This is a genomic window from Pseudanabaena sp. BC1403, from assembly GCF_002914585.1.
Lineage (GTDB): Bacteria > Cyanobacteriota > Cyanobacteriia > Pseudanabaenales > Pseudanabaenaceae > Pseudanabaena.
This window is the reverse complement of the sequence record NZ_PDDM01000002.1, coordinates 211,048-226,245: the sequence shown is the minus strand read 5'-3', so window position 1 is coordinate 226,245 and position 15,198 is coordinate 211,048. Positions and strand designations below refer to the sequence as shown.

9 protein-coding genes are annotated in these 15,198 nt (G+C 41.7%); 1 reads left to right on the top strand and 8 read right to left on the bottom strand.

The window, feature by feature from the left end; genetic code table 11:
• Positions 1–213: 213 nt before the first annotated feature.
• Complete coding sequence (locus tag CQ839_RS03455; RefSeq protein ID WP_103666970.1) at positions 214–1,902, bottom strand: adenylate/guanylate cyclase domain-containing protein; 1,689 nt, start codon at positions 1,900–1,902, stop codon at positions 214–216.
• 199 nt (positions 1,903–2,101) lie between these two features.
• Between CQ839_RS03455 and CQ839_RS03450 the strand changes: the two genes are divergently transcribed.
• Complete coding sequence (locus CQ839_RS03450; RefSeq protein ID WP_103666884.1) at positions 2,102–3,361, top strand: aspartate aminotransferase family protein; 1,260 nt, start codon at positions 2,102–2,104, stop codon at positions 3,359–3,361.
• A gap of 59 nt (positions 3,362–3,420) precedes the next feature.
• Here the strand turns inward: CQ839_RS03450 and CQ839_RS03445 are convergent, their stop codons facing one another.
• From CQ839_RS03445 to CQ839_RS03415, 7 genes are all read right to left on the bottom strand, one after another.
• Complete coding sequence (locus CQ839_RS03445) at positions 3,421–3,876, bottom strand: chemotaxis protein CheW (RefSeq protein ID WP_103666883.1); 456 nt, start codon at positions 3,874–3,876, stop codon at positions 3,421–3,423.
• 58 nt (positions 3,877–3,934) lie between these two features.
• Positions 3,935–7,465 (bottom strand): hybrid sensor histidine kinase/response regulator, encoded by a 3,531-nt coding sequence (locus tag CQ839_RS03440; protein ID WP_103666882.1) that lies wholly within the window; start codon positions 7,463–7,465, stop codon positions 3,935–3,937.
• A gap of 47 nt (positions 7,466–7,512) precedes the next feature.
• Positions 7,513–10,116: a methyl-accepting chemotaxis protein gene (locus CQ839_RS03435; protein ID WP_103666881.1), complete on the bottom strand. Its 2,604-nt coding sequence runs from the start codon at positions 10,114–10,116 to the stop codon at positions 7,513–7,515.
• Between the two features lie 70 nt (positions 10,117–10,186).
• Positions 10,187–12,523 (bottom strand): methyl-accepting chemotaxis protein, encoded by a 2,337-nt coding sequence (locus CQ839_RS03430; protein WP_103666880.1) that lies wholly within the window; start codon positions 12,521–12,523, stop codon positions 10,187–10,189.
• Between the two features lie 122 nt (positions 12,524–12,645).
• Positions 12,646–13,173, bottom strand: a complete 528-nt coding sequence (locus CQ839_RS03425) for a chemotaxis protein CheW (protein ID WP_103666879.1) — start codon at positions 13,171–13,173, stop codon at positions 12,646–12,648.
• 13 nt (positions 13,174–13,186) lie between these two features.
• Entirely contained in the window at positions 13,187–13,552 is a 366-nt protein-coding gene (locus CQ839_RS03420) for a response regulator transcription factor (RefSeq protein WP_103666878.1), read from the bottom strand.
• A 101-nt stretch (positions 13,553–13,653) separates the two neighbouring features.
• Positions 13,654–14,844 (bottom strand): response regulator, encoded by a 1,191-nt coding sequence (locus tag CQ839_RS03415; RefSeq protein ID WP_103666877.1) that lies wholly within the window; start codon positions 14,842–14,844, stop codon positions 13,654–13,656.
• Positions 14,845–15,198 lie beyond the last annotated feature (354 nt).

Here is a 15,198-nt window from a genome sequence, read left to right as displayed (position 1 = left end):
ATTATACACGAGCAAGCCATTAATACAAATTCTCAAAATGGCGTTGCCATTTTGAGAATTTCAAACCAAACAGATGCACAGGTACTTAGGGACTTGCGAAAAAATAAAGTGCCAATCCAGATTTTCCAGAATCAGTGGGGCGGCGAAGCCGCCCCACTGATTCTGGTTTTATATTTGGTACTTTATTAAATCGCAGATCCCTTAGTGCTAAACCTAGGGAGTCGGACCTGAAAACTTAGTTTTGGTTTTACTAAGCATTTCTTTAACATCAACATTTTCCCAAAGGACTCGATACAACTGCAATGGATCTTCTTTCCCCTTTACCTTAATCAGGTCTAGCTTCTCTAGTGGTAGATTCTGACTGGAAATATGAGTCCTTGTACTTTCAGAAATAAAGACTTCCCCCGCCTTCGCAGCTGTACAAATTCTACTAGCCACATTCATTGTGTCGCCAATATTGGTGTACTGAATGAGATTCTCAGAGCCAATATTCCCTGCGGCAACCATTCCTGTATTTAGCCCAATGTGAATCTGGATTTGCAGATCGCGTCCCTGTTCTGTCCACTGTTCATTTAACTCTTTCATCGCCCATTGCATCGCGATCGCAGCATTCACTGCCATGATCGCATCATCTTCTTTTTGATAGGGTGAACCCCATACCGCTAATAGGGCATCAGCGATATATTTCTCTAAGGTGCCACCAAAGGGGAAGACGATATCCTCGACCATTACTTTGAAATATTCATTCAAAAATTCGAGAACCTTACGGGGCTGCATCGGCGCTGTCATTTCGGTGAAACCACTAATATCAGAAAACAAAGCGGTCACTTCGGTTTCGATAATCCGATTTAAATCCCAGCCTTCCTCAATTTTTTGGCTGACAGCGGCAGGAAAAAATCGCTCTAGCTTAGTACGACGGATCACTTCTGATTGCATATTGCGATAGAGATTGGCATTTTCGATTGCGATCGCAGCTTGGTTAGCAAGACTACTCAAAAATTCTAAATCTTCTTTATGGTAAGCATGACCACGGGATAAATTATCCACATACAGAACACCGATCGTCTGATCTCTGGGTCTTAATGGCGCACACATCGCGGCTTGAATCGATTGTTGAATGATAGATTGCGAACTATCAAAACGGCGATCGAGCGAAGCATCATCACTGATAATCGCATCTCCCTGCTTAAATACAAAATTAGTAATTTTGCGACTATAAAAATCAAGATCGGCTGTGGCGCTAGGATTGCTAAATCTATAGGCTTTTGGTTCTAGTAGTCCAGTTTTTTCATCGACAAGTAATAAGACAGCGCGATCGACTGACATTATTTTCAGCAATAATTCCAAAATCTTTTCAGGTAAAGCTGAATAAGCTTCGGGAGATGCTAATTCTTGGCTAACCTCCAGCAAAACTCGCAACTTTGCCGATGTTCTCTGTACCTCATCCGTCCCCTGAATCATCAACACCGAGCCTGATGTCGTTAATTTCTGCTCTTTCAGCAAATCTTGCATATTCACACGAGATTTCTCTGGAGAAACTCGCATTACAATCGATAAACCTGAATTTGGAATTACTTTTTGACCAGAAGTAGAATCATCCCCAGATTGCGAGTCATCAACTAATCGAAATACGACACTACCAAACTGTACCAAGTCACCATGGCTAAGCTTTTGTTGAATAATCTTGACCTGATTAACAAAAGTGCCATTACTACTATTCAAGTCGGTAACATATAAGCCTTTATCTGTTACCTGAATTTCTGCATGATGACGTGAAAGACTACGAGCATCATCTTCAACGACAATACTATTATCTAGTCCTCGTCCAATCGTATTTACACCATATCGTAGCTCGCAGATGCGCTCATGGGGAGTACCTTGACCTTGAATAATGTATGGCATATTTTTTCCTATGGCGACAACTGCAATATCATTACAGCGCAAAGCGCTGACGTAAAACCCAAAATTTTTATTGAAAGTTTTACCTTGTAAAACTTTCAATAAAAATTTTGGGTTTATTCGCTAATTCCACTACAGAAGTACTTACGAAAACTCTCGTATCATTCATAATGAAATTAACAGCATTATCACATTTTTATCCATGTCTCCAACTACGTTAGAAGTACAATCTCAAGTTCAGGCAGATAATCAGGTTTCAACTGATCCCATTGCCGAGTTTAATCAATATGTGATGAGTACCTACGCTCGCTTCCCGATCGCCTTAGAGCGAGGTGCAGGTTGCCGAGTCTGGGACAGTACAGGTAAAGAATATTTGGATTTTGTGGCTGGCATTGCTACTTGTACGTTGGGACACGCACATCCTGCAATGGTCAAAGCTGTAACTGAGCAAATCCAAACTCTTCACCACGCCTCTAATTTGTTCTATTTTGCGCCCCAAGGTCAATTAGCTAAATGGCTGGTACAAAACTCTTGTGCGGATAAGGCTTTTTTCTGTAACTCTGGTGCTGAGGCAAATGAAGGCGCGATCAAATTAGCGCGTAAGTATGCGCATACTAAACTCGGCATTGAAGATCCCTTAATTTTGACTGCAAATGCTAGTTTTCACGGACGTACCCTAGCCACTGTTACAGCAACGGGTCAACCTAAATACCACAAGAATTTTGCGCCCCTTGTCCGAGGATTTGACTACATTAAATATAACGACATTGCCGCCCTCGAAGATGCAGTCAAAAAATATGAAGGTAGACTTTGCGCGATCATGCTCGAACCACTACAGGGTGAAGGTGGCGTAAATCCTGGCGATCGCACCTACTTTGCTCGTGTTCGTGAAATCTGTGACGAGAAGAAAATTCTGTTAATAATTGATGAAGTCCAAGTTGGTATGGGTCGTAGTGGAATGCTTTGGGGTTATGAAAATCTTGGCATTCAGCCCGATATCTTCACTTCAGCAAAGGGATTAGGCGGCGGCATTCCCATTGGCGCGATGATGTGTAAGGCGCATTGCGATGTGTTTGAGGCTGGGGATCATGCGAGTACCTTTGGTGGTAATCCTTTTGTCTGTGCCGTGGCTCTAGCAGTCTGTAGCACGATGGTTCAGGATAATTTGATTGCCAATGCGAGAGAGCGTGGTCAACAATTGCGAACTGGGCTACAAGCTATTTGCGATCGCTATCCCCAGCATATTGCTTCAGTCCGTGGCTGGGGCTTAATCGATGGTTTAGTTTTGCAAGAGTCCAGCCAGATCCAAGCCCGTGATGTGGTTGCGGCAGGAATTGAAAATGGGTTGCTACTAGTTCCTGCGGGTGTGAAGGTGGTGCGCTTTGTGCCTCCTCTGATCGTCTCTGCTGAGGAGATTGACCAAGCTTTAGCCATCGTCGAAAAGGCGATCGCTGCTTTCTAGCCAAAACAACAAAAAAGGCGGCGCAAAGCGCCGCCTTTTTTGTTGTTTTGGTGGTGCAGCTAAGCTGCCATCTTTAGTAACAGTTCGGAATCTAGTAGAAATACAGTTTGTGGATTAGATCTTTTAATGGAGACTTGCATTGTGTGGCTAGCAATTCCTAATGTGTCAATCTCGCGATATGCAGGTGGTATTGGCTGCAAACTATTTACAGAAACATTCTCCACATTTGGTAAAGTGGCGATCGTAATACCATACAAACAGTTTAGACCTGCAAAAATCACCAAAAACCCTTTAGCAAGATTTATTTCCTTACCATAGATTCGCTTGTGCAAATCGATGACTAAAACCTCTTGATCTTCATAGTTTGCTATTCCCAATAATTTATCACCACTACGATGAATTTGCGGTAAAGGGATAATTCGCACCACACTCTCAATGCCGATCGCTAAATTGAGGTCTGCCATGGTGAAGATCAGGAATTTAAGCGTTTCTTCTTTTTTTTTGCTGCTGAGCATAGTAATTAATTATAAGTTCGGATAATGAAATCTGATATTAGGAGAAGATTCGCTCCGCCTATACGAGTAACTGTTGGATAGTTTTGATTAATTCTTGTTCTAAATAGGGTTTGGTGAGATATCCTGAAGCGCCAAGCATCTGAGCTACGCCGCGATGCTTAGCGCCACTACGGGAAGTGAGCATAACAATGGGAATATCTAGATAACGGCTATCTTTACGACAGGCGGTTAAAAATTCAAATCCATTCATATTCGGCATTTCCACATCACACAATACAGCTTGAATTTCAGGAGATCTAGACAGTTTCTCGATCGCTTCGCGTCCATCGCCAGCTTGGATAACTTGATAGCCAAATTTCTCTAAGGTCAAATAAAGTGCTTGGCGAACAGTGAGTGAATCATCCACAATTAGGATCGTTTTCCTCTGGGGTGCATTAGGCTTGGATTCAGCTAATAACGGTGGGGTGGTATGTGTTGGCGATGCTGATAGCAAGGAATTGGTAGACTGTTTGATAGAAAGCAAAACTGAACTATCAATGACAGGTACAAGTGTTCCATTACCTAACACAGTACAACCGTATAGATAGGGTGGCGGCGTGATTACTTTACCAAAAGGTTTAATCGCTAATTCCTGCTCATTAAGTACGCGATCAATTGGGAGAGCCACAACTTGATCGCCATCAGAAAACAGCAACAAAGTGGTCTGATTATCCTCTGTAAATGACTCTGTGTTAAACATATCTAGAGATTGCTTGGGCAATGGATAACCATCAGCAAATAAAGATATAGGATATAGAGGAACTAGCCGATCTTCAAAACGATAGAACTCATTACCTTGGATAATTTGAATTTCATTACTATCAACGGTGATAATCCCTAGCAAGCTATCGATCGCGATCGCTAATAAGCGTTCCTGAATGCTGAAAATCATCAGCTTGGCAATGCTCAGTGTTAGCGGCAATTTAATCGTAAAAGTCGTACCTTGCCCAAGTTCTGACTTGATTTCAATTGATCCTTTAAGACTACGAACTTGCTCTTGGACGGTGGATAATCCCATTCCCCGCCCTGAGATCTCAGATACTACATCCGCTGTCGAAAAATTGGGCTCAAATAAAAACTGATAGACCTCTTCGTTAGTGATTTGATCGGCTTTTTCAGGTGCCAATAGACCAGACGCGATCGCCTTTGCTTTTACTTTGTCAGGGTTAATCCCTTGACCATCGTCTTTGATTTCGATATAGGTTTGATTACCTCGATAATACGCACGAATCTCAATGCTTGCAATCAAAGACTTACCAACTTTGAGACGCTTTTGAGCTGGCTCAGTACCATGATCGAAAGCATTACGGACTAAATGCACAAAGGGATCATAAAGTTTTTCTAATATAGATTTATCAACTAATGTGCCTGTTCCAAATAGTTTCAGATTGACCTGTTTGTTATATTTATTAGACATCTCCCGCACCATGCGCGGCAAATTGCTGAGAATATCTCCTAGTGGCAACATCCTCGACCATAGTAGGTCATAGCGTACTTGTTTGAGAATCTGCTGCTTGCGCCGTTGAGTTTGCTGCGTCTGTTGCATTAAAACCGTCATATCGCGCATCCCTTCATCCATTTGCGCAATATCTTCGAGTGCCTCTTGGATAAAACCATGCAGATGGCTATATGAATCCATTAATAATGGGTCAAAATCTACTAGTAGATTCGTAAAAGTAGAAAAGCTCCGAGAAACATCATTAGCATTGTAGGCATCGGGAGGAGAAGAATCTACAGTTAGTTCTTGAGTTCTAACTTGCGATCGCTGTGCTTTATCGAGCCATGTTTGCAGATTTTTAGAGAGTTGATCAAAATCTTTAAATTGCTTTTGAATGCGTTCAATTTTGGCTTGAAGCTGTTGATTATGAAGGATTGAGGCATTCTCTTGTGTCACTAATTCACTAGAATAATTATTTAATCGATCTAATCTGGGTATAGCGACTCGAATAGTTTCGGCGATGGAAGGAATAACATTTTTAGGAGTACTACCAATTTCTTGGGTAACATATTTAGTTGATATTTTTTTGGGTTGCTGTGGTACAGTTTCAGCTAATTGGGAAGATGATTTATTAGTTAACGAAGATTCTTTAGGTTCAAAGAAATTAGATAGCTCAGATATATCTGTTACTTCTTCAAAACCATTAAAAGAGTCTGTTTCTATAAGCTCATTGTCATTCTCATCTAGATCCTCAGAAAAAACATCAAAATGTTGATCAAGTTGATCAATATCCAGAACATCAAAGTTCTCAAATTCTGACGTTATTTCCAATGCCTCTGGATCGATTTCAGAGCTAATTAAGGAAATATCAAATTCTTGAGTATCTGCAAATAGATCTAATTCCATTTCTGGAGAATTATCGCCAAAACTATCTATAGCTAAATCTATCTGTGTTTCTAGTTGTACATCTTCATCTAGATCCTCAGAAAAAATATCAAAATTTTGATCGAGTTGATCAATATCGAGAGAATCAAAATACTCAATTTCTGACGTTGCTTCCAATATCCCTGAATTGACTAAGGGAATATCATCAAGATAATCAAATTGTTGGGTATCAACAAATATATCTAAGTTAAATTCTGAACTTGAATCAGTCTCTGTCTCTAGTTGTATATCTGAGTTAGTCTCTGGAAATACAACCTCATTTAATCCTTCCTCTAAAGCCTTAAACCAATCATCATCATCAAAATTTGCCTCAAAAGGGTCTTCCTCCGTCAAAGCTGGAATTGCTGCTGTTGAACTAGATTTAGCTTGATTAGCTTTAGACTGAGATTTTGTCAGAGCAATTAACTCTGGGCTGGGTTGCCCCCCTTGAGCGCGATCGCCCACCAAGACCTCAGCACGAGCAGCTTCAAAATTAGCAACTGCCACCCTGCCCACCAAAATTGGATTATCAGTATTTTGTTCAAGCGCTTGCAAGGTTGCATCGGAGATTGCTTTAAATCCAGATAAATTTAATAATTCGCCAATACCGCTAAACACTTCTATTTGTGCTCGGATTTCCCCTGCTACAGGTACACCTTCAGGATTGGCAAGGACACTTTGTAGGCGGGCGATTCCCTGTTGCACATCGCCTTCAAAGACGATCTGAACAATATCTACACCTAACTCAGCCGCTGTTGGTAATTCAACATCTTCATCCGTATCACCAAAATACAGCTTTAACACTTCAAATACTGGTTCTGCCGCCGCGATCGCAGCGGCAGATTCGTAATGTCCTAATTGCAGTTGATCCATTAGTGGCAGGCGCAAGCAGTCATAAGCTTGAAATAACAAGCCTTCTACATCGGCATCAATCTCGCCTTCAAAGCGGTAAAGCGATCGGAAGACATCTTCTAATTGATGGGCGATCGTTTTGATACCTTCGAGATTGAGGCTAGCGGAACCGCCTTTGATCGAGTGGGCAGCTCGCATAATCGAGTGGATATTATTGGTACTGCGATCTTCCCGCAGAGAGAGTAGACCCGTCTCAATCGTCTGCAAAAATTCAGGTGCTTCTTGCTTAAAAAATTGATATGCCTGATCGTGAATTTCTCTTTCTGTGCTGTACATGGCTGCTATCCTGATTTTTTTGCCTGAATCTCTCTCTAATAATGTTTCTATGCGTTGACTTTAAACTGAGCGACACTAACTTGCAATTCTTCGGCAACTTTTAGTAACTCGCTAAAGGAATCATTCAGATTTTGGGCATAGCCAGAGTTAGAAGTGGCGATCGCAGCTACGTTTTGAATCGTTTGGCTAGCCTGATCTGAAGTCTGTGATTGCAAAGAAGCTGATTGAGCAATTTCTCTCACCAATTGGTTAACTTGTTGACTAGATGCCGAAATATCAGTTAGCTTCTGGCGGGTTTCTTCAACCAATTGAGAGCCACTGGTTACTTGTTTTGTTCCCATTGTCATTGCCTTGACGAGATCATTAACTTGCGATTGAATTTCCTCAATCAATTGCCGAATTTCGGTGGTAGCCTTTGCCGAACGTTGGGCAAGTGCTCGAACTTCATTAGCAACAACGCCAAAGCCCTGACCTTCCTCTCCAGCTCTTGCAGCTTCAATCGAAGCATTCAGCGCTAGCATATTGGTCTGATTGGCAAATCCGCTAATTAGTTTGACGACCTTCGAGATTTTCTGTGAAGCTTCTCCCAACTGCTGCACTTTTTCGGCGGTTTCGGCTACAGTCTCACGAATTGCTGTGAAGCCTTCAACGGTGCTATTCATCGCTGCATCACCTTCGAGCAACGCTTGGTTCGTCGATTCCACCTGTGCTTCTGCTTGAACTGCACGCATTTCTACACCTGCGATCAACTCGGTAAGAGTATGAATTTTTTCAAGCGTCTGATCGATCGCCAGTACTTGTTCTGAAGCACCATTGGATACGTTTTCCATAGTTGGTTGGTTCTTCAAAACATTTTGAGATACAGACTGAGCAGCAGATTGAACTTCTAGTACTAACTTACTGAGGTTCTTAATGGTGGCGTTATAGGAATCTGCGATCGTACCAATTTCATCTTCTGTAACATTAGCGCGAACTGTCAAGTCGCCACGGCTGATCGGATCAACTTCGATCAGCAATTCCAAGGCTCGTTTTTGCAGAAATTCCTTCGCTTGACGTTGTTCTTGAATGCGCGATTCCGACTCGCTTTGAGCAACCTCCTGTCTAGCAACCGCAATACGCTCTGCTTCTAGCTGTTTCTCAGCAATCAGGACTTCTAGCTGTTCAGCCATATTATTCAGCTCTTGAGACAAGGTGCCTATTTCATCACCACGATCGCTATCAGTTAATCTTTCTGCCATTTCGCCACGACCCACTTTTTGGGTGAAACTTGATAAACGGCGCAAGGGACTAGAAAAAGAACTAGCAATGATTAACCCGATCGCACTAGCAAGCACAATCGAAATTAAGGCGATTATATAGCCAGCATTGGATAAGCCACTTAACAGGTCTTGCACTTCGGATAGAGGACGACCTACATAAGCAATGCCAACAGGCTTAGCCGTATCATCAATTAGTTTACGGTGATCATAAAGAGGAGCATAAAATGTCAAGTAATTGACACCTGTAATACTCGTTTCCCCAATATATTCTTGACCTTGTTGAAGTACCTTATCCGATACTTCACGCGCTGCACGAGTACCGATCTCTCTGGTGCTATCCGTACTTGTAGTGTTCGGATCGACATAAGGAACGTTGGTGGTGACTCGCCAATCTTGAGCGAAGATTGTAGCCGTCGGCATATTGTAGCGTACAGAAAACTTATCAACGATGCCATAATTTCGATTGAGCAAGGCTCCAACCACAGCAGTCCCGACTACGCGCCCTTTGACCTTGATTGGATATACCGCCATACTTACTAAGCCTGACTTGCCTTGCTCAATGTCGTAAGTTCCTGTTGGAGCTGGCTGCTTTGGTTCTTTGAGCCCCTGTGTTATTTGGGGGCGGATACCAATGTTGGCTTGCTTTTCTAATCCGAGGGCTTGCAGATCAGCCGATTTTACCAATTCGATGCCATACATCGGCTTACCAGTCGCGATCGCATTTTTAACAATCGGCAGATTTGCTAAATTACTATTTGTGGGGATTGTTTCCTGTCTATAAACCTGAGGAACTAATTCTTTTTGACCTTTTGATGCCAACATTGGAAACTTAGAAAAATCATCACTTAGAACAAGTGAATTTCCTTCAATACTGCGACCACTATTGTCTGTGATCACCTTGATGTTCTTAATTGATTCGGGATCGACACCTTCGCCGCTAACTTGAAGTAATGGTTGCAGAATAGAACGCTTAGCGGCTAGAGCAGTTGCATCGCTTAAATCTAAATTGGCATCTTCAATGCTTTTAGCGATCGCTTCGGCATCCTGCTTACTTTCATTATTTGTCCAAAGCACATATTCTGACACAAAGAAAGAACCTTTCTCCTGCACTGAGATCTTTAATTCTTTAAGAGAAGCCTGTTCTGATGATTTGACTAGTATCTGTGTGACGATTAATACTGGTAGCCCCGAAACCAACAACAGAACAATCGACAATTTCCAACGCACACCTAAGTTGTTCCAAGCCCGTGCGGGTAAATTCCAGAAAGGTATTTTAGGTCTAGGCGATTTCGTCTTAGTTATGGAAATTTGTTTATTTTCCGATGATTTTGTACGTGAGATTTGCTCTGCATCCTCAGGTGATGGCATCTCTGGTTTGTCTTTAAGTAACATAATTTTCTCTAAATCTATGATCAATATTGAATTCAGATAGTCGTCGCTAAGCGACGACTATCCAAGAGACTTAAGCAACCTTGAACTGAGATACACTCACCTGTAAATCTTGTGCAACTTGCAAAAGCTCAGAGAACGATCGCGCCACATCTTCAGACTGCTTAGATGTATCCTTTGCGATCGCGGCAATACTTTGCATTGTCTCCCCCATGTGATCGGAAGTTTGGGTCTGCGTATCCGCAGCGATCGCAATCTCGCGCACAATTGAGTTTACCTGTTTACTCACCATCGCAATTTGAGTTAGTTTATCACGAGCGTTTTGGACAAGTTTTGTACCTGTGACCACCTGTTCAGTACCAGTTTCCATCACTGCAACTACTTCGTTTGTTTGCGATTGAATCTCTTCTACTAGTTGTTCGATTTCCGCCGTTGATGTTGCCGACTGTTCCGCAAGATCTCGGATCTCCTCAGCAACTACACTAAATCCTCTTCCTTCTTCACCAGCGCGGGCAGCTTCAATCGCGGCATTAAGAGCTAACAAGTTAGTTTGAGCAGCAAAGTTACTAATCAAGTTCACAATTCGTGAAATCTTTTGCGAAGTCTCACCCAGACGCTTGACCTTTTTCGCTGTTTCCGACACAGTTTCACGGATCTCAGAAATCCCTTGAACCGTGCGATTCATCGCTTCGTCTCCTTCTTTCAGAGCTGATACCGCTACTTGCATTCCCTGTTCGGCTTGTTTGGCTCTATTTTCTACGCCTCGACTTGACTCAGCCATGACTTTAATTTCTTGTAGCGCTGAGTTAATCGATTCTGACTGCTTCAATGCTTCATTAGAAACCGATCGCACTGATATTTCATTACTGATAGTGGTTTGGGTTACAGACTGTGAAGCTCCTTGTACTTCAACTACCAGTTTCCGCAAGTTACGGATAATCGCATTGTACGAGTCAGCGATCGTCCCTACTTCATCAGCAGTCACGTTAGCCCGAATCGTCAAGTCACCACGGCTAACAGGGTCAACCTCCATCAATAGTTCCAAGGCTCGACGTTGCAAAAGTTCCTTTTCTTGCTTTTGCTCTTCAGCTCGTTCATCGGCTTCTGCTCTTGCCTCTTGTCGAGCCGACTCCAATCTTCCTGCTTCTTGTTGCTGAATGTCATTCAGGTACTTGAGTTGCTCAGCCATCCCGTTAATGTTACTAGACAATACACCTAGCTCATCATCACTCACTACCTCAAGGCGAGAATCTAGATTGCCTAGCCCAATCTTTTCGACCACCTTAGCAGCTTCTTGAATTGGTTTAACAGCTCGATTTGCTAGAAGAGCAGCTAGTAATCCTACCGCTACAGCCGAGAATAGACCACCAAGTAAAAATACATACCCCAACTCTACTTGCGCCCGAAAGGCAACATCGTCGTTAACAACTAATAAAAATCTCCAATTAAGGTTGGGCATTCCAGTTAATTCAGGAGTGGGAGCATTGCCAATTAGTTTGTAATCTGATGTCTCAATCTCTTGTCCAACATAAGAATAAGCTGGGGTTCCATCTTTTCGACTTTCGACATCCTTAAATACTGCTGCCACTGGTTTACCAACTTTATCTTTGTCTTGAGAGATAAAAATTACGCCCTTGGCATCTACAATATTGTAACTTCCACCCTTATCTGTGGCTGAGACTAGATCTTCCAAGACTTTAACAGGAATACGAGTTCGCAACGCACCTATTATTTGATTGGTTTCAACATCTCTGATTGGCGCAGCAATTTCAACCGAAACTTTGCCTGAAGATTTAGACTTTGCGGGTGGATTCAGAACTGGCTTACCAGTCTTTATAGCTTCTTGAAAATATGGGCGATCGCTATAGTTACTAATAGGGGTTCCACCACGCATCTGTACAATCGTATTACCCTGCAAATCAAAAACGGCAATACTGTCGTACACCCCATAACTTTCGGCATATTTTGTTAAAATTTCTGAGCGCTCAGCCAAGGAGTAAATTTTTCGTACTCTAGAATCAGTAAAAATTGGGAGGTTCGCCAACACCTGTGCATCACCATAGCGTTCAAACATAAACCTAGCTATCTTGTCCCCAGTCGTGATAGAAGCCTTAGTGTTGGATTCAGTAACCTGCTTTGTCACAGTATTGCCAGCTATGAGATATCCTGCAATTCCGATGAGCAGAACTGGCAATGAACCAATCATGACCGCTAGAATTGTTGATTTAGATTTTAGAGATAGCGATCGCCAGCCCCATTTTTGGGATTTAGGCGCTTGAGGAATGGGCGGAAAGTCATCTTCTGGCAAGTTTTCGAGAAGCTCTGCATTATTTTCAGCAGCATTATTGCCATTTATGTCAGCACCTCCTGAATGAGGTTGGTTTTTGGGCTGATTATTTTGTGTCAACATTATTGATTCTGCTCCCTAAACATCTAAAAAAGCATTAAAAAATGAAATTTTGTAATTTTCAATCCGTCAAATCTCAGAAAAATTACGATGAAATCATGACATGGTTATGTTCAGAAATTAATCTATGTACTTACAATTTCGGCGATCGCATCGCCATCAAGCACTAAAAAAGTTTCCTCCGAACCACTTAACCAATAGCCTCGACAAGCTTGCATCATTGCTGGATTTGCAAATGTTAAAGCTGAAGTTTGAATTTTGGAAATATCACATTTCACTATCTGCCCCACATGCTGCACTGCCAAGCCAATTACATTATCTTGACTACGCAGCAATATAATGTGGCATTTGTCCTGAAGTTTCTCCTGTTCATATTGCTGTGCATAAAGAGGCTTATATCCTAAAAGACTAGCTAAATCAACGACCCAGATCACATCTCCGCGCCAGTTATATATACCCATAATGCTAGGAGCCAAACCTGCGATCGCCGTTATTTGTGTCAGACTAACCTTGACGATTTCGAGTAATTGCTGAGTTGGCAATAAAGATTGCTGATCTGCATCCAAATAAAATGACAGAAATTGCTCAACCACAGCCTGAGACTTAGTTAGCTGAGTTGATTTTTTCTGACTACTAATCGTCTGATTTGTCATGGCGATCGCCTTCCTAATCTTTTACTAACAACTTAATTGTGCGGATCAGTTCAGCAACATCTACGGGCTTGGTCAGATAAGCTGAAGCCCCTTGTTTCATACCCCAAAATTTATCCATTTCGCCACTCTTAGTAGAGCAAAGAATGATCGGAATATCCTTAGTCTCAGGCTTGTCCTTAAGATCTCGACAAAGCTCAAACCCACTTTCATTGGGTAAAACCACGTCCAAAACAATGGCACTAGGCTTTTGTTGGCTGATTTTTGTTCTAGCTTCATCGCCACTCATTGCCAAAATCGTATTAAAGCCAGCATTTCTAAGACTGCCTGTAATAATCTCAGCTTGAGTCATTGTGTCCTCAACCACTAAAATTGTACTCATATAAATTCTTTCCCTTTACTGTTTTATCTACCGTTTTATTTATTAATAAATTATCAATAATTTATCGAATGTTAATTAGTTGAATTAGGAGTTTCTCCAAGCTAATTTGGTTGAGCAAGATGCAAAAACTTACGTAGTATTTGCAAAACCTTCGCAGAATCTGGTGGTTTGCTCAAAAAATCCGAGGAGCCGGCCATCTTCGCTCTTACCCGATCAATCATCCCATCTCTTCCTGTCAAAATCACAATAGGTATTTCCTGAAATGTCGTAGTTTTCCGTAAAAAAGTACATAATTCGTAACCATTAGTATTTGGCATCACCAAATCCAGAAAAATCAAATCGGGCTTACGTTGCAATAAAGTACTAACACTTTGTAAAGGCTCAGTAATGCCCAAAACTTCATAGCCCAACGGCTCAAGGATGCGCCTCATTTCAATTGCAACTTGAGGACTGTCATCAATGCAAGCAATCAAACCTCGAAGGGGAACGTTACTAGGCTTACTGGGAAATTTCCACTTCGGTGAAACCCAATCAGCAACTTCGTGAAACGCGACAATACCATCTACCACCAGTGGTAATAGCGATCGCATCACGGCAATCATCGAGCAGTGCATGATGATTGACAGATCCCATAGAGTATTTTTGCCATTAACAATTTTCTTGAGAGTTTTATAGGTTTTGCTCGTGATGGCATCGGCATTTAACATCAAGTCTAATTGGTCTGGATTAGCCAGATAGGGTGCTAAATCAAAGGAAAACCCTTGAATCATATTCTGTACATGTGACAATCCCGCCTGTTGCCACCTTGATTGAGCTGCAACAACGCTATCTAGGGTCTGGAGCGTAGGCAAAGCAACGATAGGCTTAAACACTAAAGCTTCTAAGGGTTTCCAAGATGATTTTGGATTCTTTTGATCGCTTAGACTATAAAAAACTTCATGAATACTTGACTGGATAATCGCCCGCGCCTGCTCTGTTGTCAGTAAATTTTCGTGAATAGCCTGTTCAATGATCTTTAGCTCCCAAGCTTCCGTATTGGGTGTGGCATGTCCAAGTAATTCTTGGATATTTATGTGCGGTGAATGCTGACGAATCGCTCTTGCCAACCTACGGACACGATGTTTGCCACCAGTTGCATATACTAACCGTCCTAGATAAAAATATATATTCCAAGTAGGATCTCCCTCTTGGTCCCCAGTTACCAGCAACTCACCTGTAGCCTGTTGAAACAGGACATGTATTTGCTTCAAATCTTGAATAAACTTAGGTTGTAATTGAATTGATGAGTCCACTAGAGCAGGTCTGTTAAGTAGTATGGATGAGCAATACTGAAAATCACAAGCAACTAAAATACAATCATTTACTTTAATACCTAACTGATTTTATAGATACTTGCTTACCAAGTAATCACAAGAAACTCATTAAATAAAAATAGATGCAGTTAGAACATCTATCAAATCAAATTAAACCTTTTGATTGATTCTATGTTATGGGAACGGATTCAAGACAACTATACTATAGGAATTATTCTTTTGCTCTGGGAGAAACAATTATTTAGCTAGCCTCATTACTTATATAGACACAAACTTACTGTACCAGTGATATTCATTGTCCAAATTGGTTTCATAAATTTAGAATTGCTGGAT

Coding starts and splice junctions, on each gene's coding strand:
- CQ839_RS03430 (WP_103666880.1), bottom strand. CDS start 12,523: ATGTTGACACAAAATAATCAGCCCAAAAACCAACCTCATTCAGGAGGT.
- CQ839_RS03450 (WP_103666884.1), top strand. CDS start 2,102: ATGTCTCCAACTACGTTAGAAGTACAATCTCAAGTTCAGGCAGATAAT.
- CQ839_RS03445 (WP_103666883.1), bottom strand. CDS start 3,876: ATGCTCAGCAGCAAAAAAAAAGAAGAAACGCTTAAATTCCTGATCTTC.
- CQ839_RS03420 (WP_103666878.1), bottom strand. CDS start 13,552: ATGAGTACAATTTTAGTGGTTGAGGACACAATGACTCAAGCTGAGATT.
- CQ839_RS03455 (WP_103666970.1), bottom strand. CDS start 1,902: ATGCCATACATTATTCAAGGTCAAGGTACTCCCCATGAGCGCATCTGC.
- CQ839_RS03425 (WP_103666879.1), bottom strand. CDS start 13,173: ATGACAAATCAGACGATTAGTAGTCAGAAAAAATCAACTCAGCTAACT.
- CQ839_RS03440 (WP_103666882.1), bottom strand. CDS start 7,465: ATGTACAGCACAGAAAGAGAAATTCACGATCAGGCATATCAATTTTTT.
- CQ839_RS03435 (WP_103666881.1), bottom strand. CDS start 10,116: ATGTTACTTAAAGACAAACCAGAGATGCCATCACCTGAGGATGCAGAG.